Consider the following 25,089-nt stretch of genomic DNA (forward strand, 5'->3'; position numbering starts at 1 on the left):
GCTGCCGCAGACGGACCTCGAAGCTCAGCCGTCGATCCGAGCCCGAGTCCGTGTGATCGCGTCGACGGCATCCTCGTCGACGGTCACGCCGAGACCGGGGCCCACCGGCACCGACGCACGACCCTCCGTCACCGGGGACCAGGGTTCGGCGAGATAGTCGGAGGTGAGGAACTGGGGTCCGTTCAGATCGGCCGGGTGGTGCATTCCGAACGCGGCGAACAGATGCAGGCTCGCAGCGAAGCCCAGAGCCGAGTCCGTCAGCCCCGAGCCGATCACGCCCAGTCCGAGGTCCTCGGCCAGCGCGCACAGACGCCGTGAGGGGAAGAGCCCGCCGGAGCGCTGCACCTTCGCGACGGCCAGGTCCAATGCGTCGAGCCGCGCGAAGGTCGCCAGATCCATCGGATGCACAAGGCTCTCATCGACGGCGATCGGGATGGCGCTCTCTCCGCGCAGGCGAGCGGAGCCGAGGGGATCATTCGCGCGCAGGGGCTGCTCGACCACCGCGACGCCGAGCGGCTCCAGGCGGCGCACCAGTCTGATCGCATCATGCAGGAGGAAGGCCTGGTTGGCGTCCACCCAGAGCGACGCCTCCGGCACGGCGTCGCGCACGGCGGCGACCCGGTCGGCATCGGCCTCGACCGAGTGGAGACCTACCTTCACCTTGGCGGCCCGATAGCCGGCCGCCCACCCGGCGCGTGCCTCCTCCGCCGCCCCGTCCGGATCAGCAGCGGAGACGATCCAGTTCAGCGGGATCTCGTCCACCCGGCGCTGACCCCAGAGCTCACCGATCGAGACGCCGAGCGCTCGACCGATGAGATCGTGCAGCGCCATGTCGATGCCGGCCTTCGCGATCGGGGATCCGGTCGTGTACCCGGGACTGATGGATCGGTCCATCGTCCTGTGCACGCCGTCGAGATCCCAGGCGGAGTGCCGGATGAGCGCCGGCGCGAGATAGTGCCGGATCGTCGTGACGATGCTCTCCGTGGTCTCATACGTCCACGCGGGCGTGGGCGTGGCCTCGCCCCATCCGCACAGGTCTCCCGCCTCCACCCGCACCAGAACGCGTGGCAGGACTCTCCCGGCGACAGCCACAGCGCCGCCGGACACCGAGAAGTCGCGCGTGGCGGTGAGCTCGACTGAGAAGACCTCGATCGCAGTGATCTCCAGGCCGTCCAGCCGGGAGGTGACGTCAGACATGTGGCTCCTGAGGAATGTATTCATTCTTTATTTGAGCGCTCAACCAGATCTGACGGTCGAGCTCATGCACAAATCTAGCGGCACCCTCTTGACTCGTCGAGAGAAGATGGCATGATTTCATGAATGAACCCGCGAAGTTCATCAGATTCATTATCTAAGGGAATGAAATTCCAAGCTCTCGTCGCACAGTGGGAGGAATCGATCCGCTGCGGCGAATGGGCGCCCGGCGCGCGCCTCCCGGCGGAACGAGTCCTCGCGGCCGAGAACCGGGTCGGCATCAACACCGTCCGCCGCGCGATCGGCGTCCTCGTCGACCGGGGCGCGGTGGATCGCCGTCAGGGATCCGGCACCTTCGTCATCGGCCATCGGCCTGTCCGAGCAGGTGCGCAGCAGCTCGTCGGAGTACTCGTCCCGACGACCGCATCCCGGTTCCTCCGCCTGATCGCGGGCGCGGAACACGAGCTCGCCGCTCGAGGCATCAGACTGCTCGTCGCGAGCTCGAACTATCGTGCCGGGGTCGAGCGTGCGCAGCTCCGACGGCTTCTCGGCGACGGCGTGCAGGGCCTGATCCTGACACCCAGCCTGCACCTCGTCGAAGAGCCGCAGACCTACGTCGACGAGCTGCGCCACCTGCCGGTTCCGTACGTCCTCGCCGAGCGTCGTCCGCCGGCACCCGCGCCGGACGACGAGACGACCTTCGTCACCACCGATCACGACGCGGGGGTCTACCAGGCTCTTCGCCACCTCGTGGGTCTGGGACACCGGCGCATCGGATTCCTCGGCCGCCGACGCACCGCGACATCCGATGCTGTGGCCCACGTCTTCGAATCCGCCTGTCTCGAGCTGCGTCTCAGCGCGGGCGCCGATGTGGTGCAGCGACGCGCGGCCTGGTCGGCAGCCGACATCGACGCCTATCTGGACGCCATCATCCGATCCGACGTCACAGCCGTGTTCTGCCACGACGACGCGGACGCCGCCGCACTCGCCACGCGGGCACGGCGCCGCGGACTGGCTGTTCCCGACGACATCGCCCTCGTCGCGCACGACGACCGCGTGGCCCCGCTCGACGACACCCTGTTGACCGCCATCGTCGCACCGCGCCGCGACGTCGGGGCGACGGCCGCGCGCCTCCTGATGCGACGGATGGACGACTCCGCGTCTCCATCGCGTCGGATCGAGCTGCTGCCTCACCTCGTCATCCGCTCCTCCACCGCCGCACCGACACCCGATACCCGCTATCGGGAGGAAAGAGAACCATGAACGACCGTTCGTCCCGCCCCACCCGTCTCGGCATCATCGGCACCGGGATCGTGGCAGGGCTCCATCTGGACGCGATCGCCGAGGCACCGGGCATCGACCTCGTGGCCGTCTGCGACATCGACCAGCGCCGGGCCGCCGAAGCCGCGGAGAGGTTCGCGGCGCGCACATGGCAGGACTACCGCGAGATGTTCGCCGCCGAGCAGATGGACGGCGTCGTGATCACCTCGCCCCACTCGCTGCACACCGCCATGGCGAAGGCCGCCGCGGAGGCGGGTGTCGCTGTGCTGGTCGAGAAGCCGATGGCCACGACCCTGGCGGATGCCGACGAGATCATCGACACCTGCGAACGAGCCGGCGTGCCGCTCAGCGTCGGCCACGTGCTCCGTTTCGATCCCGCTGCCGAGGCGGCGGCATCCGTCATCGAGTCCGGTCGAATCGGGCGCCCCCTCGCGATTTCGCACCGGCGTTCCGCTCACTACCGACCCGGCAGCCGTCCGGACTGGTTCTTCGACCCTGTGGTCGCCGGCGGCGGGATCGCGATGAACGTCGGTCCGCACGGCATCGACCGCATCCAGTGGTTCGGCGGAGGACTCATCACCGAGATCGGCGCCAGCACCTGGAAGCGCGGCGGCCTCGCGGTCGAGACCGATGTCATGGCGACCGCACGACTCGAGTCCGGGGTGACCGCCACCATCGTCCTCACCAGCGCCGACATCCCGTTCGTGGACGAGACCCTGGTGATCTGCGAGCGCGGTTCGCTGCGCTGCTCCGCGACAGAGGGGACCTGGATCTCCGAGGACGGCGCGGAGCGCCTCCTGCTCGAGCCGGCCGGCACCGCGGCAGCGTTCTCCGGCCAGCTGGCGGACTTCGTCGGCTCGATCCGTGGGGAGAACGCGCCTCGGGTCGGCGGCGCGTACGGCCGGACCGTCCTCTCCGCCGTGCTCGCGATGTACGAATCCGCGGAGACCGGCGCACCGGTCGCGCTCCCCGCACGGACGGCGGGCGTCCGATGACCGCCTGGAGAGGCCTCGCCTTCAGCACGCTCGGATGCCCGGGAGAATCGGTGCCGGAGGTGCTCGCGCACGCCGCCGTCGGAGGGTGCGCGGGTGTGGAGCTCCGATGCCGGGCGGGGGAGCTGATCACTCCGGACCAGTCCGACGAGTCCGCCCGCGCCGTGGGGGACGCCCTGCGTGCGGGAGGCCTCGATCCGATCTGCGTCGCGAGCTACGTGCAGATCGGATCGCCGGATGCCGGGGTTCCCGAGGAGCTCGAACGTCATCTGCAGATCGCGGCGGCGGTGGGAGCATCGGCCGTCCGCGTCTTCGGCGGCGACCCCGATGACCCGGACGTGCACGCGCGCGCCGTGGACCGACTGCGCGGCGCCGCCGCCGCGTCGATGGAGACGGGAGTCGCGATCCTCCTGGAGACGCATGACGCGTTCCTCGACGGGCGTTCGGTCGCGCGCGTCCTGGACGCCGCATCCGTGCCCTCCGCGGGCGCGATCTGGGATGTGCTCAATCCCTGGCGCGCCGGCGAGGAGCCGTCCACCACCGCCCGGCACCTGGAGCCCTGGCTGCGGCACGTGCAGATCAAGGACGCCGCATCCGCCACGGACCTGAGCCCGCTCCTGGCGGGCTCAGGTGCCGTGCCGCTCGCCGAGATCCTCGACCTCCTGCGGGCGTCGGGCTACCGGGAGTGGGTCTCGCTCGAGTGGGAGGCCGCGTGGTTCCCCGACGCGCTCCCCCTCGACGCGGCGCTCACGGCCTTCCGCAGGCTGCTCGACGACGCCGCCTGAGTCAGCCCTGTCCGACGCCGGACTCGACGATGCCCGCGGTGATCCGGGCCAGGTGCTCGTCGAGTTCGGCGCGGGTGCGCACGCTTCCCGGCACGCCGGGCCATGTCTGCCACGGGTGCGGACCCGCCTCCGGCCGATAATCGACACCCAGCGCCTCGAGGCGCCGCAGATACTCGGGCATGCGCCGCGAGAAGTCGTCGGCATCCCGTCCTGCGCCGGTCCACAGCGCCTCGGCGAGCGCGCCCAGCCGCGGGAACAGCATGTAGTCCACGCGCTGCGGCGTATCGATGTGCTCGAGCCACAGGTTGCCCTGCCCTCCGAGCACATGGCGGGCCTCGTCGGCGGTCAGTCCGCTCGGCACCGGTTCGAAGGCGTAGACATCGCGCCACGTGAGCGGTATCCCCACCGGCACCGGCTCATCCGCCCGCTCGGACTGCCGATAGTCGAGGTACACGCGATCGGCCGGGCACGCGACGACGTCGAATCCTCGCCGTGCCGCGACGCGAGCACCGACGTCGCCCCGCCACGACGCGACGGCCGTGCCGGCTCCGAAGTCCGCGGCCGCCCCGCCTTCGAGGATCTCGTCCCAGCCGAAGATCCGGCGCCCTCGCGCCCGGACGTGCTGTTCGAGCCTGCCGACGAACCACGCCTGCAGCTGATCCTCATCGTCGAGCCCCAGCTCGCGCATCCGCTCCTGCGTGCGCGCATCATCGCGCCAGCGCGTCTTCGGGCACTCGTCGCCTCCGATCCCGATGTAGGCCGACGGGAACAACTCGATCACCTCGTCGAGCACGTCGCAGAGGAAGGCGATCGTCGACTCCTCGACGCTGAAGACGTCCTCGCTGATCCCCCACTGCGTCCAGACGCCGTCGGGCGCCACCCCGCCCACGGCCAGTTCGGGGTACGCGGCCAGCGCAGCGCGCGCATGTCCGGGGCTCTCGATCTCGGGAACCACCGTGATGTGGCGATCCGCCGCGTAGGCGACGATCTCACGGATGTCGTCCTGCGTGTAGTAGCCACCATGAGGACGCCCGTCCTCCTCACCGCGCCCGACCTGCGTCGAGAGACGCCACGAGCCGACCTCGGTGAGCCGGGGGTGCCGCAGGATCTGCAGCCGCCAGCCCTGATCGTCCGTCAGGTGCAGGTGGAGGACGTTCATGTGGTGGAGGGAGAGCAGATCGATGATCCGGAGGACCTCCCGCACCGGGATGAAGTGGCGAACCGTGTCGAGCATCAGTCCCCGCCACCGATGAGCGGGCCCGTCGACGATGTCGACTCCCGGAACTATCCATCCGTCCCGACGGATCGCGGCGCTCCTGAGCCCTTCCGGCGGCAGCAGCTGTCGCAGGGTCTGGGTCGCGTGGTGCACCCCGGCCGCGTCGCCACCGGCGATGACGATCCCGTCGGGAGCGACGCGGAGCCGGTACGCCTCCGGATCCAGGGACCCGTCGATGGCGAGGACGATCTGGTTGTCGCCCTCGTCATCAGGAGCCGCCAGGGGCAGAGCGAGTCCCGTCGAGGGAGTGAGCTGCTCGCGGAGCAGCTCCGCGACTCGTCTCAGCTCGGCGCTCGCTCGAACCGAGGTCCGGCCATCGAGGACGAACGCCTCCGAGCGCTCAACCGCCGACCGCGGCGCGGGAACAGGGGCGATGGTCATGCGATCTCCCGGATCATGGTGCGACTTGCGTCGTTTCGGTGGAGGGTACGAAAGGCGAGCCGCTCGTAGAAGGCGATCGCCGACGAGTTCTCCTCCGCCACATGAAGATGCAGACCGGGCACATCGCGGGCCCGCAGCTCGTCGATCAGCGCCTCGACCAGCGGCCGACCCCAGCCGAGTCCGGCGGCCCGAGGCGCGAGCTTGATGTGGAGTTCGGCCGGATACGCACTCCGCTCCGCCGGCGCCGACTGCTGCGGAGGCGCAGAGTGCAGGAATCGCAGATACCGGGCGTCGTCGCCGTGCGCCTCTCCGTCCGCCGGCATCGGATGCCGCTTGCGCAGCGCCGGATACCACTGCCTCTCGCGCCACTGCTCGAACGCCACGGCATCCGCGGTGCCCACGATGTACCCCGCGACGCCGAGCCGGTCGGCGACCACCCAGCCGAGAGCCGGATCGTTCACGAGATAGGGCCCGGCGAAGACATGGCCGGCGAGCTCCGGCACCTGGAGTCGCTGCGGCTGCTTCCCGCCTCGTGCATCGACCTCCGCGCAGACCCGGTACACGCCGGGGAGATCGCGCGGAGCATATCGCTGCATGCGGATGCCGCCGTCGGTGTCGCCCGTCATGATCGCCACCGCTCGAGATTCTCTGCGACGAAAGCCTCATCGAGAAGCTCGGGGTAGCGCCGTCGTGCCTCCGCGATGGCCTCCTGCTGGCCGGGTGACAGCCGCTCGACCGGATCGAGGCACAGCGACGTGCGGACGAGCCCCTGCTGACGGAGAACCTCGTTGACCCCCGCCACACAGCCCGCGAAGCCGTGCTGAGTGTCGAACACCGCGCTGTTGATCTCCGTGATCCAGGTGCCCTGCGTCAGAAGCTCGCTCGGCACGGTTCCGGAGTTGCGAGCGTCGACCACCCGGGCGGAGAGCTCGACAGCGGCCCGCGTGCCGATGGCCCACTGCCCCAGCAGACCCCCGACGAACGAGGCGCTCTGCTGCACGCCGTCCACGTCTCCGCGGTAGGTCGTCGCGAGATCGCCGACGATGCTGTCGTCGTTCCCGGTGAGGAGGGCGATGTCGTCGCGACCCGATTCGAGCAGCGCGCGCACGACCTCGCCCGTGCGGTACCGATCGAACGCGGCGATCTTGACCCCGATGACGGCCGGCTGGGCGAAGAGCGCACGCCAGAAGTCGACGCCGAGATAGCGCCCTCCGACGTCGTCCTGCATGTAGAAGCCGATCACCGGCAGCACCTCGCCGACGGACTCCGCCATCCGCAGGATGTCATCGTCGGTCGACCCCGGTGCCGGGGAGAGGAGCGCGGCCTGGTATCCGAGTCCCCCCGCCACGCCTGCTTCGATCCGCGCCGTCGACGCCGTGCCGCGGACACCGGCGATCAGCCCGACCGGTCGCTCGGCCGCGGATGCATCCTCCGCTGCGGCCGCCCAGACGTCCGCCAGCAGGGCAGGATCCTCGTGCAGGGCGAACTGCGTGGTGTGCACGCCGACCGCGAGACCATGGGCGCCGGCGTCGAGGTAGTACCGCGTCAGGGCGCGCTGCGACACCCAGTCGATGCCACCGGACTCGTCCAGCGCGAGCGGGTGTGCCGGAACGACGGTGCCGGGAGCGAAAAGTCCATCGGCCACCGAGGATGTCGGAGCGCTGAGTGCTGACGCCATCAGAACCGTCCCGTCCTCTGCTCGAACTTGGTGGGCTTGCCGAGAGATCGGCCGCCGCTCTGCTGCCACTCCACCGTCCACTCGAGCAGCTGCTGCGCCGTCACCGTCGGATAGCCGAACAGGCGGTGGCAGTATCGGGCGTCGCTCAGGAGGGCATCCGACGCCTCGACACCCGTGATCTCCAGCTCGCGCCCGGCGAGCTGCGCGATGTCGGAGGCGACGGCGCGCACCGACAGCGTCTCGGGTCCTGCCGCGTTGAGCACCGTGACATCTGCGCTCGCGATGGCGAACGACGAGAGCGCCCAGCGGTTCGCATCGCCCTGCCAGATGACGTTGAACGCCGGCATCGTGACATCGACGGGTTCCCCCGCGAGGACCTTGCCCGCGATGTCCGAGAGCACGCCGTAGCGCAGCTCCGCCGCATAGTTCAACCGAAAGAGCGTGACCGGCGTCGCCCACGTCGCCGCCGCGCGCCGGTACATCTCCTCCCGTGCCAGACAGGACTGCGCATAGAGGCCCACCGGGCCGACCGGGTCGCTCTCGCGCGCACCTCCTGTGGAGGTCGGACGCAGCGGGTAGACGTTTCCCGTCGAGTACACGAGCGACGGAACGGAGCGGTATCTGCTCGCGGCGAGCGCGGGCACGGCCGCGTTCATCCACCAGGTCTTGGAGGTGTCCGTGGCGCTGCCGAACTTGTTGCCGACGAGGAACGCGACGGCTGCGGCATCCGGAAGGGTCTGATAGACGTCCGGATCCGCGAGGTCGGCTCGGACGGTGGTGACGCCGGCGTTCTCGAGCCGCTCGCGCACCGCGGGATCGCTCCATTGGGAGACGCCGATGACGCGCGCCGACGACCCGATCGAGTCGAGCGCCCGAGCCGCCATCATGGCGAGCGTCGGGCCGACCTTGCCCCCCGCGCCGAGCACGACCAGATCGCCGTCCACGCCTGCGAGTGCTGTCCGTACGCTGTCGTCGGGCCGGGACAGGAGCTCTTCGAGCTCCTGTTCGTCGCTCGGCGATGCGGATGTCGTGGTGGTCACTGTGCCTCCTGGAGAAGATGGTCGATGTCTGGTCGGGCGTCGGGAGACGCCTCGGATTCACGGGTCATGAGGTGGAATCGTCGAAGCGAGACCGGGTGAGCCGGCGGCAGGCCCCGCGAGAAGCGGGCGACCTCGTCGACCGCGAGTCCCGCGTATCCGGCGCCACCGGGGGAACCCGCGGTGTGGGGCATGAGGGTCACGCCCTTCATCCGGCGCAGAGGGCTGTCGCTCGGGAGCGGCTCGACGTCGAAGACGTCGAGCACCGCGCGGATGCGGGCGGATGCGAGCTCGCGTTCGAGGGCGGCGCTGTCGATCAGCCCCGCACGGGCGGTGTTGACCAGGAGCGCCCCGTCGCGGATGAGGGCGAGTCGCCCGCCGTCGATCATGCCGCGGCTCGCTGCCGTGAGCGATGCATGGAGCGAGACGACGTCGGAGCTCTCGAGAAGCATCTCGAGCGAGACGAGCTCGATGCCGAGCTCCTCGGTCTCCGCCGGTGCGAGGTAGGGATCATGTACGAGGATCCGCGGCGCGAAGGGCGCCAGGAGCTGGACGAGCCTCCTGCCGACGCCGCCCAGACCGATCAGACCGATCGTGATCGCGGACAGCGACCTCGTCGGCCGCGCCTCGGGGAGGAGCCACCCGCCCTCGGTCATCAGCTGCGCGCGCTCGACGAGGCGCTGGAGATCGGCGAGGATGTACGCCAGCACGCCCTCGGCCACGTTCGCGGACATCGCGGAGTTCGCCGTCGTCACCGTGATGCTGCGCGCGAACACGGCAGGGGTCACCAGGTCCCCGACGCTCCCACCGGCATGAGCGATGAGCGCCAGCCGGTCGGCCTGTTCGAGGACCTCCTCGGTGAAGGTCGGGCACCCCCAGTGCGTCACGCACACGTCCACACCGGGAAGCCGTGCGGCGAGCTCCCCCGGAGTCAGAGGCACGCTTCCGTCGTGATATTCGACGTCTCCGAGTCGTTCGAGCTCGCGCAGGATCGATCGGGGGAAATAGGCTTCCCGCCGCGCAGTCGCCTCGGTCGTCACGAGGATCCGCAGGCGCCTCGTCCCGTCTGATGCAGTCATTCTCTCGATCACTCAGTCCTTGATCGCGCCGGCGAGGCCGTCGATGAAGTGCCGCTGGAAGAAGATGAAGACGGCGATGATCGGGATCATCGAGAGCGTGACGCCGGCCGCGAACCCGGAGAGGTCCACCGAGAACTGCTGCGTGAAGGCACGCAGGCCCACGGAGACGGTGCGCAGCTCCGGGCTGCCGAGCGTGAACACCAGCGGGACGAAGTACTCCTGCCAGCTCGACGTGAAGCCGAGGATCGCGGTGGTCGCGACGATGGGCTTCACCAGCGGGAGGGTGAGACGGAACTGGCGGACGAACCCGGCTCCGTCGAGCGCCGCGGCGTCGAACAGCTCCTGCGGCAGCGCGGCGAAGAAGCCACGGAACAGCAGCGTGTTGAAGCCGACTCCGCCGATGAGCGCGAGTGTGACGCCCGCCATGGTGTTGAGCAGGCCGAGCTGATCGATGAGATCGAAGATGGGGAGGATGCTCGTCGCCGTCGGGATGAAGAGGAACGCCAGGATGAGCACGCTGATCAGCTTGTGCCCCGGGAAGCGGTAGCGCGCGAGGCTGTAGCCGGCGAATGCCGACACGAGCACCGACAGCGCGGTGGAAGCCACGCTGTAGACCACCGAGTTGAACAGGTAGCGGCTGAAGCTGGCGCTGTGCCATGCCCGGATGAAGTTGTCGAAGATCCAGTTCTCCGGCCACAGGTGGTAGCCCGCCGAGTACATCTCCTGCGACGACTTGAACGCCGAGAAGACCGGCCACAGCACGGGGTACAGCCAGATGAAGGAGATTCCGAGCATCACCAGGAGGATGAGGATCTCGCTGATGCGCCAGCGCCGACGTGTCTTCATGCTCATACTCCGTACTCCTTGCGTCGTGCCTGCGCTTTCGCCACGGCTCGGCCGACCAGGGCATAGATGATCAGGACCGAGATCCCGAAGAGGGTGGCCGCGGCGCTGGCGATGCCGAACTGCGGAGTCGCATTGCCGAAGGCCTTGTCGTAGACGTAGTAGTTGACGACGAACGTCGAGTTGCCGGGGCCGCCGGAGGTGAGGATGTCGACCCAGTCGAAGATGTTGAACGACCAGATGAGGCCCAGCGAGGCGATGATCACCGCCATGGGACGGATGATCGGCAGCGTGATGTGCCAGATCCGCCGCCATCCGCCGGCGCCGTCGACCTCGGCCGCCTCGTAGAGGCTCTGCGGGACGAGCTGCAGAGCGGCCATCCAGAAGATCACGTACTGCCCCATGATCTGCCAGGTCGAGATCACGGCGATCGTCGAGAACGCGATCGGAGGAGAGGCGAGGAAGTCGATGGGCGCGGAGACGAGTCCGGTCGCGAGGAGCAGCTCGTTGATGGCGCCGTTGTTCGGGTTGAGCAGATAGAAGAAGACCATCGCGACGATCGACGGCGGCATGAGCCACGGGAGGAAGAAGACCACGCGGAAGAACCCGCGCCACTTGAGCCAGCGCTGGACGAGCAGCACGGCGATCAGGAACGACAGCGGCAGCTTGATGAGAGCCTGCCCGACGGTGAAGATCCAGGTGTTCAGGTACGAGGTGCCGAAGACCTGGTCGCTGAAGACGAACGCGAAGTTGTCGAATCCGACCATCGGGGACTCATCGAGGGCGCCGATGCCGTTGTAGTCGAAGAAGCTGAACTGCACGGTGCGCACGAGCGGCCAGACCGTGAAGGCGAGGAACAGGATGAGAAAGGGGATGAGGGCGATGTAGGCCCAGCTGATCTCGCTCCGACGAAGCGGGATGCCGGCGAGAGTCGTCGCACGCGACATGCGGGTTGCCTCCGAGGGTAGTGGCGGGATGCCGCCTGCGGTGGGGTGCGGCTTCGCGAGCGAAGCCGCACCCCGTCTGGCTCGTCTCGTCGTCAGTCGTTCTCGAACGGCGTGAGGCCGTCCCAGTCCGGCTCGGCGAAGCACTCCGTCGACACATCGAGACCGGACTTCGCCTCGGCGTCGAGAGTGTCTTCGAGCACCTTGTTCTGCTCGGCGACGATCGGTTCGGCGATCGCCTCCCAGTCGCCGCCGTTGAGGAGGTACTGGACGATCGTGCCGTTGACCCACTGCGGCCTGATGTTCTCGACGTTCGTCAGAGCCTTCGACTGGGCGAGGTCGGGGCACTTCAGCGACGCCTGCGGGGCGAGCACGTGCACCTTCGGGCTGAGCGCGAAGAGATCGTGCGCCGGGTTGGACTCCGGGACCAGGCCGCTGACCTTCTCCGGGTCGATCCAGGGCAGCGCGTCGAACCCGTTCTTGCTGAATTCCTTGGCGTACCACCCGTCGGGACGCGTCATCCACTCGAGGAACTGCGTAGCCTCCTTCGGGTGCTCCGACTGCGCGCTGATGAACGTCTCCGGCATGGGCGGGCCCTGGCCGATGAGACCCTCGTAGTTCTCCGCCCCGACGCCGTCCTTACCCGGGGGAAGGGCCACGCCGAAATTCTCGAACTCGAAGGATTCGGGGAAGACCGAGGACATCCATCCCCCGTCGAAGTAGAAGGCCGCGTCGCCCGTGGCGACGGCCTGACGTCCCGCGACCTTGTCGTAGCTGCCGGGGACCACATGTCCGTCGGCGTAGAGGCTCCGCAGGTACTCGAGGGCGTCGACGTAGTCCGGATCGAGGATCTGGGAGTAGTCCCCTTCCGCGATCGAGGGCCCCAGAGGACGGTAGCCCTTCATGTTGACGCCCATGAAGACCGTCAGCAGGCGTCCGATCTCCTCGGGTCCCTGCGTCGGCACAGACAGGCACTTGGCGCCGGTCTCCGCGATCGCCTCGCACGCCTCGGTGAACTCGTCCCACGTCTCGGGGATGGAGTCCGCGAGCCCTGCGGCGTCGAGGACATCCTTGTTGAAGTACATGTAGCCGTATCCGAGGGCGCCGGTCGACGGCGGACGCGGGATCGTGTAGATCTCGCCGTCCCTGCTGTACGTCGGCTCGGCCAGGTCCGAGGTCCCGGGAAAACGCGATGCGAAGTCATCCGGCAGGACGCTCTTGTCCAGCGGCTGAGCCCACTCGTTGCCGAGGACGTCGGCGAGTTCGAAGTACTCCCCGGCGGACGGGGACGTGTACACGAAGATGTCGGGAGCATTCCGGCTACGGAAGCTCAGCGGCAGGGCCTGGTAGTAGTCCCCCTCCACGAGCGTCTCGGGAACCACCTTGATATTCGGGAACTCCTTGTTGAACTCCGCCGCCGCCTTCTCGTAGAACTCGAGTCGCTCCTGGCTGTACGTGGTCCAGCGGAGGGTGACTTCTTCGCCACTCCCGCTGTCTGCTCCGTCTCCGTTGTCGGACGCCGTGCACCCCACAAGACCGACGACTGCTGCTGCTGCGCTGATCGCGGCGAGCACCTTGATTCCGGGTTTCATGTGCTACCTCCTTGTTGCCTGTGTTGGATTGCCTGACCACTGGTGAATCGCCAGAGGTACCGTAGAAATGCTTTTCTGTGAACCTACACAGGTCATCGGAACGCCGTCAAGCACCAATCTCGAAGACGGGCCGGTCCTCAGCGTCTGCGCGAAGATGACGCCTCTGCAGGCGCCGCTCCCGTGGACTCCCGAACGATCAGCTCGACCGCCAGCCGTTCGTGTCCGACCCGGCCTTCGCGGGCGGCGATTCCCAGCCGCAGCGCTGCGGCGCCCATCTCCGCGAGCGGGAGATGGACTGTCGTCAGCGCCGGCGTCGTGTCCTTCGCGACCCAGATGTCGTTGATGCCGCCGACCGACATCTGCGTCGGCACGGCGATGCCCTGCGCCCGAAGCCAGGCAAGGGCCCCCATGGCCATCTGGTCCGCCGTCCCGACGACCGCCGTCAACCCCGGATTCTCCGCCAGCACATCCGCCATGGCGGCCCATGCACCGTCGCGTGTGGGCTCCACCTCCCGAACGCGCAGGCCCTCGCCGATCGCCTGTCTCAGGCCCTCCACGCGGTCGACCGTCGAGGTCAGGTCCATCGAGCCGGCGAGAACGGCGACGTGACGATGCCCCAGCCGGACGAGATGCTCTCCGAGCAGCCGCCCCGCCTCGACGTTATCGACCGACACCCCCGCGACGTCCACGTCGATGGGGTGTCGTCCGATCGTCACGACCACCTCGCCGGCGTCACGGGCCGCCCTGACGACCTTCGTCATCTCCTCGCCGTACTCAGCACGCACGAGTCCCGAACCGGCGAGGATCGCGATGCCGACGCGATGCGCACGGAGAGCGCGGAACGCGTCGAGCTCATGCCGCAGCGACCGATGCGTGTTGACGACCGTCACCAGGTACTGCAGCTCGGTCGCGAGCGACTGCAGGCCGTCGATCATGTCGGAGAAGTACGGATCGCCCACTCCGCCGACGACGACCCCGACGGCGCGCGGATTGCCCAGGAGGAGCCCCTGCGCCTGCGCGTTGGGGATGTAGTTCAGTTCCGTGGCGGCCGCTTCGACTCGTCGGCGCATGTCGTCGCTGACCGGGTAGTCGCTCCCCGAGAGCACACGCGAGGCCGTCGGCACGGACACACCTGCCCGGCGAGCGACCTGCTTCAGATTCACGATCATTTCAGGGCAAGACACTAGCCGAACATCGCACCCCGGCACGTGCGCAGACATTCCGTTGTGTCATTCCCCGGGGTCGGAGAATCATCGCGCTCAGAAGAACGCCAATGCCGGCCTCTTCTCTCCGCCGGCTCGACCGACGCGGAAGCGCACCGGTCGAGCACCTCATCTCGACGAACTGGAGCATGACTGTGAAACGCAAGACACTCGCCATCATCCCGATCATCGCCGCCCTCGCGATCGCTCCGGCGGTCGCCGAACCGACGCCGCCCCCGGCGACGGCCGCACTCACCGCCTCGACCGGATTCGAGAACGGCACGGCCAATGCCCCGTTCACCCTCTCGAACTTCGCCGCCCAGGGGTTCGTCGCTCCGAGCGAGGTCGGGCTCGACGAACGATCCTTCGTACACACGAGCATCGTCCACAGCGGCGCGAAGTCGCTCCGCATCACGTTCCCGCAGGGCCTCTACGGCGACCCCGCGGTCACCGGAGCCCACGCCAACTTCGACCTCCCGTCGTCCCGCACCTACTGGATCTCGCAGTGGGTGCGCTTCGATTCGAACTTCAGCTGGGGTGGGACGAAACAGGGCGGCAAGGTCGGTTTCGGTCTCGTCGGCGGTGCCGGATGCTCCGGAGGACAGACCTGCAGCGGGACCAACGGGTTCTCGACGCGGGTGATCTGGCGATCGGGCGGCGGGGCCGCCCTGTACCTGTACCACATGGACAAGCCGGGCACCTACGGCGAAGAGCTGCCCTTGAAGACGCCGAGCGGCGCGAACATCGTCTTCCCCAAGGGTCAGTGGATCAACCTGATCATCCGCGTGACCACGAACACCGTCTCGAGCGGGGTCGCGGCCGCGAACGGCGAGGTCCAGGTCTGGTACAACGGCCAGTCCGCTCTCTACCGTTCCGGACTGCGCTTCGTGACCAACGCCGATCAGGTCGACACCGCCGTCCTGTCGACCTTCCCTGGAGGCGCGGAGCCCGCCTATGCGCCGGCGAACGACTCCTATCTGTGGATCGACGACGTCAAGGTGTCGGCGAACTCCGCCGACATCTGCGAGCTCAGCAGCTGCTGACGAGTGCCCCTCGGCCCCGGCGTCCTTCCTCGGGAGGGCGCCGGGGCCTCCTCGCTGCCTCAGTTCAACGTGAAGGTCAGCGTCGTGCTGTTCCCCCTGACGTCGTAGGCGATGAGCGTGTTCTCTCCCCGCACGGCACCGAAGACACCGGGGCGGATGTAGTTCACGTCCGACCAGACGTCGTCCGTGAGGTTCTTCGTGACGCCGTTGATCACGACGCGGTCCACCTTGCCGCGATCATGCAGCTTGACGCTGATGCGATCGTAGGTGTCACCCGTCGCCACCGTGAAGCTCGCCCCGGATTTGATGGTGACCTCCGGCGGGATCCGATCGAGGCCCTCGCCGGGGAACTGGGAGACGACGGCCGACCATTCGCCGACACCTGCGGCGTTGACCGCGGCGACGCGGAACTCGTACACCGTGCCGTTCTCCAGCCCCGTCTGGGTCCTCGTCGTCTCCTCGGGTGTCGCCACGGTCTTCCACGGCGAGTCACCCGTGCGCTGCTGAACCAGATAGCCGGTGACGTCGGAACCGCCGTCCGAGGCGGGGCTCTGCCAGTCCAGCTCGATCGACCCGTCACCGAAGCCGGCGGTGAGCTGCCGCGGCGCGCCCGGGGGCTGACAGGCAGGCTCGGCGCCGTCGCCGACCACGATGCGGGCGTCGATGCCGCCATCCGTGGCCTCCACGCACTGCAGCACCCCGTTGACCTCCACCTTCTCGATGCCGGTGATCTTGACGGCGAGCCGGACCGTCGTGGGCTCCGACGCGTCAGCCGGTCGGGAGAGAGTGACCCTCAGGATCGAGCCGTCCCGGCGCACCGTCGCGGTGGGGATGATCCACGGTTGACCGTCGACCGTCGCCTCCAGCAGCGATTCCTCGCCGCGCGCGACATTCGATCGGCCGATCACATCGATGCTCGTCACGTCGCCATCGGCATCCGATCGGATGAGCGCAGAGCCGCTCACCGCAGCCCCCGCCGGCGTGAAGAGGATCTCATCGAGCGAACCGTCGGTCCGCTCCACTCTGACCCGACCGTCCTCGACCTTCTCGGCCGACTCGATCACCGACGGATCGTTCACCGAGCGTGTGTCTATGAGGTTGGTGAAGCGCGTCGAGGAGACGCTGTCCCGTCGCGCCAGGAGCAGGTCGACCGCATCGCCGGTGGATGCCACGCCCGGGGCGGTCGCATCGATCAGCGTCGTGGGTTCGTCGTCGAGCGAGCGCACGGTGAATGTGGCGCCCGGCGTCTGCCACTCGGCCTTCCATTCGCTCACCGCTCCCTCGGCGTCGACCTTGATGTGGCGGTAGCCGAAGTCCGCGTCGTCCGCGTCCAGCACGCATCCCGGCGCGCCGCAGGAGGGCGCGTCTGCGGCCGGACTCTGCAGCTCGCCCTCCGCGTGCCAGGACTGATCGAACAGGTGAGCGGATTCTCCGGCGGCGTCGAACACGTCGAGGGTGTAGTCGTCCGTCATCAGGAGGCGCCGACCCAGCGAGACGTCCGCCTGCTCGGCAGCGGTGCGATACGGCGCCGCCACGCTCGCCGACACCGAGCGGAGGTTCTCGGTGACCCCGAACGCGTCGAGGCTGCCGCGCACGTCGAAGTCCTGACTGCGGCCGTCCACGACGACGGTGTTGTGGGCGACCGTCTCGCGATACCAGTTGGCCGTCAGGTCGGCATTGCTGACACCGTAGACCTGACCGAGATCGGTCGACGACAGCGCTCCGCCGCCCACGACGTCGACGTGCAGCTTGTCGGCATGTCCGTGCGTGCCACCCGGCACTCCGTGGTCGAGCCGGATCGCGTTGACCTGTGTGGCGTCGACGGCGTCGACGGGGATCACCGAGACGTCGTCCACGCGCAGCTCGCCGGCATGCGCGGCGACCCGGATGCCGACGCGCACCGCGAGCGCATCCTGCGGGAGGGTGATGTCGGTGCCCACCGGTGTCCAGCCCTCGGCATGGTCGAGCTCGATCGCCGGACCCGGGACGACCTCGCCGTCCGCCTTCAGGAAGCCGACCTCGATCGCGGCATCGCCGGTGAGGTCCCCGGTGTCGACGACCGCGTCCAACCGCATCGTGTGGACCCGGGAGCCTACGGCCGGCACGTCGGTGGAGAACAGCGCCGGCTCCGCCGATCCGACAAGGTTCGCGGCGCCTTCGCCGCGCTGGGCGTCCTTCACGACGGTCGCGTCACCGGTGGCCGACCACCCCGCGGCGTCCGACTCGAAGCCGCCGTCCGGGACGAGGTCGTCGTCCCAGACATCGACGCGGTCGATCCGCAGCGTCCCCCCGCCCGTCGTGACGGTCAGGTCCACGGTCCGCGTCCCCTCAGGGATCTCGAGGACCGCGTCCAGCGGTCGCCAGTCCCCGGTGGGTGCGATGTCGATGCTCTGCGAACCGGCAGCGCGTCCGCGATCATCGACGAAGTCCGCGGTGACCCTGGCCTCCGTGGTCTGGTCGGCGGCGACCTGAGCGCGCAGACGCAGCGCGTCGACGGCGCGCCCGTCGACGCGGAGCTCGGCCGACGCCGACTGCCCGCTCACCAGCATCAGCCCCTTCGTCCCCAGGAATCCGTCCGGGGTCCATGCGGCGCCCTCCAGCGTCCACGAACGAGGCGTCACCGAGGAGTCGAGCGCCGCCTCCTCCAGATCGCCGTTGTCGAGGAGGCTCGCGGCGGCATGCGACCGGAGGATCGTCTCGCCCAGCCCCGAGAAGGTCGCGCTCCCCTGCCGTGAGCCGGTGCTGGCCGGGATCTCGTCCGCGCCGTAGCGCAGCGCCCAGGCGTCGGTCCGCGGAGTCCCCAGGCTCCCGTACGCGTGGTGGAGGCCGACGGCGAACTCGGGATCGCGGTACTGCCCGTAGGCCCACTCCGCGAACATGGTCGAGTTCGGGCCGTACTGGCGTCCCCAGTTGCCGCCGTCACCGCTCGCCGGAATGGTCATGTCGGGGTACAAGTACGGCAGGATCGCGAAGTGCATCGCACGGAATCGCGGCTCGGCGGGGAGATCGGCCTCGCCGATGTTCTTGGCGGCGATCGCGAGCTGAGTGAGGGCCTGCAGTGCGTACAGGTGATAGCTGGCCGAACCCTCCCACCACCAGCCGTCCGAGAGGACCGCCTTGTCGAGCAGGAATCGCGCCCCCTCCTGCGGGTCGTTCATCGCCCAGTCGCGCAGCGAAGGATCGTCGATCGCAGCTCCGACGGCGTAGACGGCTGCCGTGGTCCACGCCTGGAAGTTGGATGTCGCGGTCGGGATGGAGATCAGCATCTCCGCGACAGGGCGCAGCAGGTTCTCCTCGATCTCGACGCGGTCCGCGGCGTCCAGCCGGCCGCGCAGCAGATCGTAGGCGTCGGTCAGCGACAGCAGCGAGACCGCCTCGTCCAGGGACTGGTAGTGGACCTTGCCGTAGAGCGAGTTCATCGGAATCGACGGGTAGCGGTCCGCGTAGTAGCGGAGGATGTCGCGCGCCTTGGCGACGTACTGCTCCACGCGGGGGTCCGAGTCGGCCAGCACACGCGAGGCCAGGCCGAGATCCGCGGCGGCGATCGCCGCGTTGTTGTGCCAGATCTCGATCCACCCCTTGTCGACCAGCGCGTCTCCTTCCACGAAGGCACCGGTGGTCGGGCACAGGTGTCGCGTCGGACTGTCGGGATCCCACGTGAGAGAGGTGTTCGACCCCGGGCACTTGAAGTTCCCGCTCCACCCTCCGTGCAGCACCGGCTGGTCCAGCGGCACGTCCAACCAGGCGTCGGCATTGGCGAGGATCTTGTCGAAGGCGGGGCCGGCCCACGCCTGCCCCCCGACGCGGTCGCGCAGCGCGCTCAGCTGGGCGGGAGTGCTGAACACCCGGGGGTCTCCGGTCACGGCAGACGCGGAACGCACCACCGTCGTGATCAGCGCGGTCTCGGCACCTGTGGTTCCGGTCGTCGGCAGCACATGCAGACGCACGTTCGCCTCCTCGACGCCGTCGTCGGGTGCGACCGTCACGGTGACGGTCTGGGACTGCCCCGGCTGCAGCGGTTCCGTGGTGGCGGTGGTCGTCGTGGCGCTCGCACCCACCGCATCGGGAACCACGCGGAAGGCCTGGGCGGTGCCGGTCGTGTTCGTGACGGTGACGATGTGGTCGGTGGGCCCGCCCGCGGTCGCCTTCACCTGCTCCGCAGGGGCGATGGTCGAGACCTCCGGCGTCGCGCGGACGTCATCGACCCAGAAGGTGCCGGTGGCGGTCTGGACCGAGGGGACCACGGTGAGCCGCGTCGTGAGCGGCGGGACACGGAAGGTGCCGGACACCGTCGTCCAGCCGTCGGTGTCGCCTTCCTTCACCCCGCCGAGGATGCCGGAGCCCGTGTAGACGGTCGTGCCGTCCTTCACGTACGAGAAGTTCAGCGCGACACGGGCTGCGCCGGGGAACGCGGCATAGTCGGCGATCGCGACCTCCGACAATCTCACTCTCGCCGAGACGCGGAGAAGCGGCCACTTCGCGGCATCCACCCCCGAGACGGTGACGGCCGCGCCGATCTTCCCGATCGAGGCTCCGCCCCCGGCGGGAGTGCCTGCCGCGGGGGTGGCGATCCCGTCGACGCGCATCGAGCGGATCCCCTCGGAGGCGACCGTATCGTCGAGAGCATAGGTGCCGCTCTGCCAGGGGGTGAACCAGGACTGGGCCGGCGAGAGCACGTTCGTGGCGGGATTGGTGTTGACCAGCTCGAACCCCGGATTCGGCACCAGGTTGTTCCAGCTCGCGGGCGTCAGTGCGATCTCATCGGCGAGCATCGTGCCCGTCGCGCGGTCGAGGGCCACGCTGATGACGGCGTGCGTGGTGTTCGCAGGCACGGCGATCACCTGGTCGATCTGCTGCCACCCGTCCGTGGTGCCGGTCAGTCCCCCGGTGCCGAACCATCCGTTGCTCGTGCCGTCCGCCTTGCGGAAGTTGATGAACACCTTGCCCGTGCTGTCGGCATTCGGTCCCTTGAGCACGTCGACGAGCTTGACCCAGCCGCTGAGACGGACGCTCTTGATACGGCTGGCGTGGACGGCGACCGGTGAGCTGGTGACCCCGCGGTTGGCAGGGGCGTCCGCGGAAGCCCACGAGATCGAGAGCGCGCGCTGACCGCTGTGCGACTCGCCGGTGAAGGTGGTCGCCGCGGCACTCGACGACGTCCATTCCTGTGCCGCGGTGTCCGATGCCTGCTCGAACCCGCCGTTGACGATCAGGTCGAGTCCGACGGGATCCTGCCTCCCCGCTTCTGCGACCGCGCCCGTCGCCGCGACGACAGGTGGCGGGGCCGCGATCGCGGGCGGCGCCGTGAGGAGACCGGCGAGAAGAACTGCGGACAGCGCTGAGGCAGCAGTGCGTGAGAAAGCGGGCATGATCGCTCCGACCGGGAATCGACGAGACTGATTCATATTTTGAGGGAATGAAATGTGTCCTGAGATCGGACATTGACAGGATCATGATGGAGTAACCGCGGATAAGTCAAGAGAATTCACGCAATCCCCTCACTCGAGCATCGCTTCCAGACATCATGATTGCGGAATGATTTCGCGACCACAGGCGAGTTCGTCATTCATTCCCTGCGAGAGAAGGAACGGGAAACCGTCCTGTGTGACGTGACGATCGGATCCGGGGGTCTCGCCTTGACTCTCCGCGGCACCTGACGCATCATTCGTTCATGGGGATGGAGCAGGCCGACAGATCATTCGCTCAGGGAATGAAAGCCAACTTCGTGGTCGAACAGCTCCGCCGGTCGATCCTCGACGGGTCGTGGGTTGTGGGGGCGCGGATCCCGACAGAGCCCGCCCTCGCCGAGACCTACGGCGTCAGCATCAACACCGTCCGCCGAGCGGTGGGCGCCCTCGCCGAGGAGCAGGTGCTCGAGCGACGCCAGGGATCGGGGACCTACGTCCTGCGCATCCCACCCAGCCCCGAGGGCAGTGCGCGCCTGGTCGGGATGCTGGTGCCGTCGACGGCGTACTTCTACCCACGGATCATCCAGGGCGCCGAGCGCGCGCTCAGCGCGCGGAACGTGGGCCTGCTTCTCGCGAGTTCCGAGTACAGCCTGTCCGTGGAACGCGATCAGATCTCCCGACTGATCGCCGGAGGAGTCGAGGGGCTCATCCTGGTCCCGAACCTGCACCTGCTCGACGACCCGCAGCGCTTCGTCGACGGGTTGCGCGACATGCCCGTGCCATACGTGCTCGCCGAGCGGAAGCCGCCGGCCCCTGACCCCGACGACGACACGTCGTACGTGATCAGCGACCACGAGGCAGGGGCCTACTCGGCGCTGCGCCATCTGCGAGAACTCGGTCACCGACGAATCGGGTTCCTCGGCCGTCTGCGAACCGGCACCGCCGACGCCGTATCCTCCGGCTTCGAACGCGCCGTCGCGGGACTCGGACTCCGTCGCATCGACGACGCCGTGGTGCGCCGCGCGGAATGGGGGACGGACGAGATCGACGACTACGCAGCGAGCTGTCGCCGTCACGGAGTGACGGCCGTGTTCTGCCATGGCGACGACGACGCCGCCCGACTCGTGGCTCGCGTGCAGCGCACCGGCTCCACCGTGCCCGGCGACCTCGCCGTCGTCGCGTACGACGACGAGGCGACGCATCTGAGCGATACTCCCCTGACCTCCGTCGCCCCACCCAAGGCGGCGATCGGCGTCCAGGCGGCGCGTACGCTCCTCAACCGACTGGACGATCCTGACTTCCCCGCGGTGCGGATGTCGCTGCTCCCGCGGCTGATCATCCGCGAGTCGTGCGGCGGTCTCGCCACCCCCGCGGCGGTCGCGGTAGGGCACTGAAGTCCTCGACCGCGGTGTCAGGCGCTGCGGTCGATCGCAGCCCCGAGTGCCCGCTCGATCGCGGCCTCGATGGGGCGGTGACCCTGGACGATCTCCCAGCTCCGCCCCGCCGTCCGCTCATCGGCGAGCACGGTGACGACCGCCAGTGCGACGTCGTCTCGGCTCACGGCACCGATGGGCAGTGCTCCGGTGGGAGCCAGTTCGACGGCGCCGCGACCGCGCGTGTTCAGGAGCTCCCCCGGCTGCAGGATCGTCCAGGACAGCGTCGATGCACGCAGGCCATCCTCCGAGGCCTTCTTCGCTCCGAAGTAGGTGCCCCAGAAGCCGCCGTAGTACTCCGCCGGACGAGTCCGGCCGACACCCATGCCGGTGATCAGCACGAACCTCCGCACGCCCGCGCGTTCCGAGGCCTCGATGACGTGGAGGGCCCCGTCGCGGTCGATGCGGATCGGGTCGCCTGCGGCTGCGAACACGACCGCATCGACGCCCTGCAGGATGCCGGCGAGCTCCTCGACGCCGACGTGAGCGAGGTCGGCGACCGCGGTCCTCACCCCTTCGCCCTCCGCCGATGTCCGTCGACTGACGGCGACCACTTCCTGACCCTCGTCGCGGAGACGCGCGACGACACGGCGGCCGGTCTGTCCCGATGCGCCGAAGACCGCGACGCTCACAGGAGCACCCCGCCCGAGACCTCGATGCGCTCGCCGGTCACCCAGCGCATGTCGCGCGACACGAGGGCCGCGACCGCGTGGGCGATCTCATCGGGCTCGCCGACGCGCCCGAGCGCGGTCTGCTGACCGAGTCCGTGTCGGAGTTCCGCGTTGTCGCGCATCGCGCCGCCGTTGAAGTCGGTCGCGGTGGGCCCGGGCGCGATCGTGTTGATGCGGATGCCGCGCTGACCGAGTTCGATGGCGAGACTTCGCCCCAGCGCCTCGATCGCCGCCTTCGACGCGGCATAGACGGACGTCGCCGGACTCACGTGGCGACTGAGCGAACTCGAGACGTTGACGACGCGCGCGCCGGCAGCGAGATGCGGCGCGAACGCCTGGATCACGAACAGGGGACCTCGCACGTTCACGGCGAAGGTCTCGTCGAAGTCCTCGGCGGTGATGTCCGCGAGCGGACCGAAGAGGCCGATTCCCGCATTGTTCACGATCACCTCGATCGCCGAGCCCGGCCATGTCTCGTCGATCGTGACCAACAGCGCGTCGCGCGCTGCGCGGATGCCGTCGAGGTCGGCGACGTCGAGCGCGAGCGGCAGTGCCGTGCCGCCTTCCGCTTCGATCTCGGCCACGACTCCCCCGGCGACCTCCTCGTCGCGCGCGGCGACGACGACGCGGTATCCCCGCTGTGCGAGGGCCCGCGCTGTCGCGCGCCCGAGCCCTCGACCTGCTCCCGTGACGAGGGCGATCGCTGAATCCGTCATGCGTTCCTCCATAAGTAAATAAGTACTTACCTATAGATTAGGGTGTGAGTCGACGCGTGTCAATCGGAACAGAAGGAGCAAGCCCATGGCGACGAGGGATGCCGAAGCCACGAAGGCGCGAATCCTCGCTGCCGCGGTCGCGGAGTTCGCGGAACGCGGTCTCGCCGGCGGCCGCGTGGACCGGATCGCGAAGGCGGCGAGCAGCAACGTCCGAATGATCTACGCCTATTTCGGCGACAAGAGCGGGCTTTTCGACGCGGCCCTGGCGACCGCCCTCCGCCAGCTCGCGCAGGACGCGCCACCCCGACCGGACGATCTCACGGGATGGGCAGGCGATGTCTTCGATCACCATCGACGCCATCCTGACGTTCTGCGGCTGAGCCTGTGGGCGCAACTCGAGCGCCCCGGCGCGACCGCCGAGCCCTTGGAGACCTACGCCGACAAGGTCGAACTGATCCGCCCCGATACTCCCGCGCCGTTCTCTCCTGTCGACCTGCTCGTCATCGTCTACGCGATCGCTCAGGCATGGTTCATCTCCCCCACGGGGCTCACCGCTCTGGAGGGCGCGCCGGACGACGAGGAGCGGGTCGTTGCTCATCGAGCCTCGGTCGTCGCGGCCGTCGAGCGGATCCTGCGCCGCTGACAGGGCGACGACCTCGGCTTGACGGATAGGGTTCGCCGTTCTACTTTGATAAGTATTCAATTACTTACTTGAAGGAATGGAAGAGCAATGACTCGCTTCGACAACAAGACCGTGCTGATCACCGGCGCTGCGGGAGGCATGGGGTCATCCCATGCCCGCGGCTTCCACGCCGAGGGCGCAACCGTCATCGTCACCGATGTGCGGGACGAGGCCGGTGCGGCGCTGGTCGCCGAGCTCGGTGACCGCGCCCACTACCTCCACCTCGATGTCACGTCGCCGGCGGACTGGGAGAACGCGATCGCCGAGACGGAGCGCCTCGCCGGCCCCGTCTCGGTCCTCGTGAACAACGCGGGAATCCTCGCGCGCACGGCGCTCATCGAAGACGGCGACCTCGACGACTGGCACGACGTGATCGGAGTGAACCTCACGGGCACCTACCTCGGCATCCGCGCGACCGCTCCGTCCCTGCGTCGAAGCGGTGGCGGATCCATCGTGAACATCGCGTCGACCTCGGGGCATGTGGGAACGGGACTCATCGCACACTACGTCGCCAGCAAGTGGGGCGTGCGGGGCCTGACCCGCACAGCCGCGATCGAGCTCGGCCGCGACGGCGTCCGGGTGAACTCGATCGATCCCGGGGTCGTCAACACCCCGTTGATCACCACGCCGCTCCACCCCGGCGCTGCACCGGTGAGCGACTACTTCTCCCCGGATGCCTTCGCGATCAAGCGCATGGCCGAGCCGCAGGACATCACCAGCCTGCTGCTGTTCCTCGCCTCGGACCAGGCCTCGTTCATCACCGGATCCGAGCACATCGCCGACGGCGGAATGCTCCTCGGCCCGGCTCTCGCCGCCGGCCAGGTCCAGAACCGCAGTTGACCGACAGGGAGG

The 25,089-nt window shown here is 68.6% G+C and carries 20 protein-coding genes; 7 read left to right on the forward strand and 13 right to left on the reverse strand.

What is annotated here, in order from left to right; translation table 11 throughout:
* Positions 1-24: 24 nt before the first annotated feature.
* Complete coding sequence (locus MRBLWH11_RS04820; protein ID WP_341946929.1) at positions 25-1,197, reverse strand: enolase C-terminal domain-like protein; 1,173 nt, start codon at positions 1,195-1,197, stop codon at positions 25-27.
* Between the two features lie 162 nt (positions 1,198-1,359).
* Here MRBLWH11_RS04820 and MRBLWH11_RS04825 point away from each other — a divergent pair, with 162 nt between their 5' ends.
* The 3 genes from MRBLWH11_RS04825 to MRBLWH11_RS04835 are packed head-to-tail and all read left to right on the forward strand — an operon-like array spanning position 1,360 to position 4,252.
* The gene (locus MRBLWH11_RS04825) at positions 1,360-2,457 is read left to right on the forward strand and encodes a GntR family transcriptional regulator (RefSeq protein WP_341946930.1); all 1,098 of its coding nucleotides are present in this window, start codon (positions 1,360-1,362) and stop codon (positions 2,455-2,457) included.
* Positions 2,454-3,470, forward strand: a complete 1,017-nt coding sequence (locus tag MRBLWH11_RS04830) for a Gfo/Idh/MocA family oxidoreductase (RefSeq protein WP_341946931.1) — start codon at positions 2,454-2,456, stop codon at positions 3,468-3,470. Before MRBLWH11_RS04825 ends, MRBLWH11_RS04830 begins: the two co-directional genes overlap by 4 nt.
* Positions 3,467-4,252 (forward strand): sugar phosphate isomerase/epimerase family protein, encoded by a 786-nt coding sequence (locus MRBLWH11_RS04835; RefSeq protein ID WP_341946932.1) that lies wholly within the window; start codon positions 3,467-3,469, stop codon positions 4,250-4,252. Before MRBLWH11_RS04830 ends, MRBLWH11_RS04835 begins: the two co-directional genes overlap by 4 nt.
* 1 nt (position 4,253) lies before the next feature.
* Here the strand turns inward: MRBLWH11_RS04835 and MRBLWH11_RS04840 are convergent, their stop codons facing one another.
* The 9 genes from MRBLWH11_RS04840 to MRBLWH11_RS04880 all read right to left on the reverse strand — a co-directional run bounded on the left by MRBLWH11_RS04840 (position 4,254) and on the right by MRBLWH11_RS04880 (position 14,245).
* Positions 4,254-5,909 (reverse strand): beta-N-acetylhexosaminidase, encoded by a 1,656-nt coding sequence (locus MRBLWH11_RS04840; RefSeq protein WP_341946933.1) that lies wholly within the window; start codon positions 5,907-5,909, stop codon positions 4,254-4,256.
* A complete protein-coding gene (locus MRBLWH11_RS04845; protein WP_341947798.1) occupies positions 5,906-6,535 on the reverse strand; it encodes a GNAT family N-acetyltransferase in 630 nt (209 codons plus the stop codon). Before MRBLWH11_RS04845 ends, MRBLWH11_RS04840 begins: the two co-directional genes overlap by 4 nt.
* Entirely contained in the window at positions 6,532-7,554 is a 1,023-nt protein-coding gene (locus tag MRBLWH11_RS04850; RefSeq protein ID WP_341946934.1) for a dihydrodipicolinate synthase family protein, read from the reverse strand. The genes MRBLWH11_RS04845 and MRBLWH11_RS04850 overlap by 4 nt, the downstream gene beginning before the upstream one ends.
* 32 nt (positions 7,555-7,586) lie before the next feature.
* On the reverse strand, positions 7,587-8,627 hold the full coding sequence (locus MRBLWH11_RS04855) for an NAD-dependent epimerase/dehydratase family protein (RefSeq protein ID WP_341946935.1): 1,041 nt from the start codon (positions 8,625-8,627) through the stop codon (positions 7,587-7,589).
* Positions 8,624-9,703, reverse strand: a complete 1,080-nt coding sequence (locus tag MRBLWH11_RS04860; RefSeq protein WP_341946936.1) for a hydroxyacid dehydrogenase — start codon at positions 9,701-9,703, stop codon at positions 8,624-8,626. Before MRBLWH11_RS04860 ends, MRBLWH11_RS04855 begins: the two co-directional genes overlap by 4 nt.
* Before the next feature lie 12 nt (positions 9,704-9,715).
* Complete coding sequence (locus MRBLWH11_RS04865; RefSeq protein ID WP_341946937.1) at positions 9,716-10,555, reverse strand: carbohydrate ABC transporter permease; 840 nt, start codon at positions 10,553-10,555, stop codon at positions 9,716-9,718.
* Positions 10,552-11,493 (reverse strand): sugar ABC transporter permease, encoded by a 942-nt coding sequence (locus tag MRBLWH11_RS04870; protein WP_341946938.1) that lies wholly within the window; start codon positions 11,491-11,493, stop codon positions 10,552-10,554. Before MRBLWH11_RS04870 ends, MRBLWH11_RS04865 begins: the two co-directional genes overlap by 4 nt.
* Before the next feature lie 92 nt (positions 11,494-11,585).
* Complete coding sequence (locus tag MRBLWH11_RS04875) at positions 11,586-13,082, reverse strand: extracellular solute-binding protein (RefSeq protein WP_341946939.1); 1,497 nt, start codon at positions 13,080-13,082, stop codon at positions 11,586-11,588.
* 137 nt (positions 13,083-13,219) lie between these two features.
* Positions 13,220-14,245, reverse strand: a complete 1,026-nt coding sequence (locus MRBLWH11_RS04880) for a LacI family DNA-binding transcriptional regulator (RefSeq protein ID WP_341946940.1) — start codon at positions 14,243-14,245, stop codon at positions 13,220-13,222.
* Between the two features lie 188 nt (positions 14,246-14,433).
* On the opposite strand from MRBLWH11_RS04880, the gene MRBLWH11_RS04885 reads away from it, so the two are divergent.
* Positions 14,434-15,327 (forward strand): polysaccharide lyase, encoded by an 894-nt coding sequence (locus tag MRBLWH11_RS04885; RefSeq protein ID WP_341946941.1) that lies wholly within the window; start codon positions 14,434-14,436, stop codon positions 15,325-15,327.
* Between the two features lie 59 nt (positions 15,328-15,386).
* Here MRBLWH11_RS04885 and MRBLWH11_RS04890 read toward each other — a convergent pair whose 3' ends face one another.
* Complete coding sequence (locus tag MRBLWH11_RS04890; protein WP_341946942.1) at positions 15,387-20,696, reverse strand: fibronectin type III domain-containing protein; 5,310 nt, start codon at positions 20,694-20,696, stop codon at positions 15,387-15,389.
* Between the two features lie 341 nt (positions 20,697-21,037).
* Here MRBLWH11_RS04890 and MRBLWH11_RS04895 point away from each other — a divergent pair, with 341 nt between their 5' ends.
* On the forward strand, positions 21,038-22,129 hold the full coding sequence (locus tag MRBLWH11_RS04895; RefSeq protein WP_341946943.1) for a GntR family transcriptional regulator: 1,092 nt from the start codon (positions 21,038-21,040) through the stop codon (positions 22,127-22,129).
* Between the two features lie 17 nt (positions 22,130-22,146).
* Here MRBLWH11_RS04895 and MRBLWH11_RS04900 read toward each other — a convergent pair whose 3' ends face one another.
* Positions 22,147-22,800 (reverse strand): NAD(P)H-binding protein, encoded by a 654-nt coding sequence (locus tag MRBLWH11_RS04900; protein ID WP_341946944.1) that lies wholly within the window; start codon positions 22,798-22,800, stop codon positions 22,147-22,149.
* On the reverse strand, positions 22,797-23,555 hold the full coding sequence (locus tag MRBLWH11_RS04905) for an SDR family oxidoreductase (RefSeq protein ID WP_341946945.1): 759 nt from the start codon (positions 23,553-23,555) through the stop codon (positions 22,797-22,799). Before MRBLWH11_RS04905 ends, MRBLWH11_RS04900 begins: the two co-directional genes overlap by 4 nt.
* An 85-nt stretch (positions 23,556-23,640) precedes the next feature.
* Between MRBLWH11_RS04905 and MRBLWH11_RS04910 the strand changes: the two genes are divergently transcribed.
* Positions 23,641-24,198, forward strand: coding sequence for a TetR family transcriptional regulator (locus MRBLWH11_RS04910; protein WP_341946946.1), 558 nt, complete (start codon positions 23,641-23,643; stop codon positions 24,196-24,198).
* Positions 24,199-24,285: 87 nt separating this feature from the next.
* Positions 24,286-25,077, forward strand: a complete 792-nt coding sequence (locus tag MRBLWH11_RS04915) for an SDR family oxidoreductase (RefSeq protein ID WP_341946947.1) — start codon at positions 24,286-24,288, stop codon at positions 25,075-25,077.
* Positions 25,078-25,089: the final 12 nt, after the last annotated feature.

This window comes from Microbacterium sp. LWH11-1.2, assembly GCF_038397745.1.
Classification (GTDB): Bacteria; Actinomycetota; Actinomycetes; order Actinomycetales; family Microbacteriaceae; genus Microbacterium.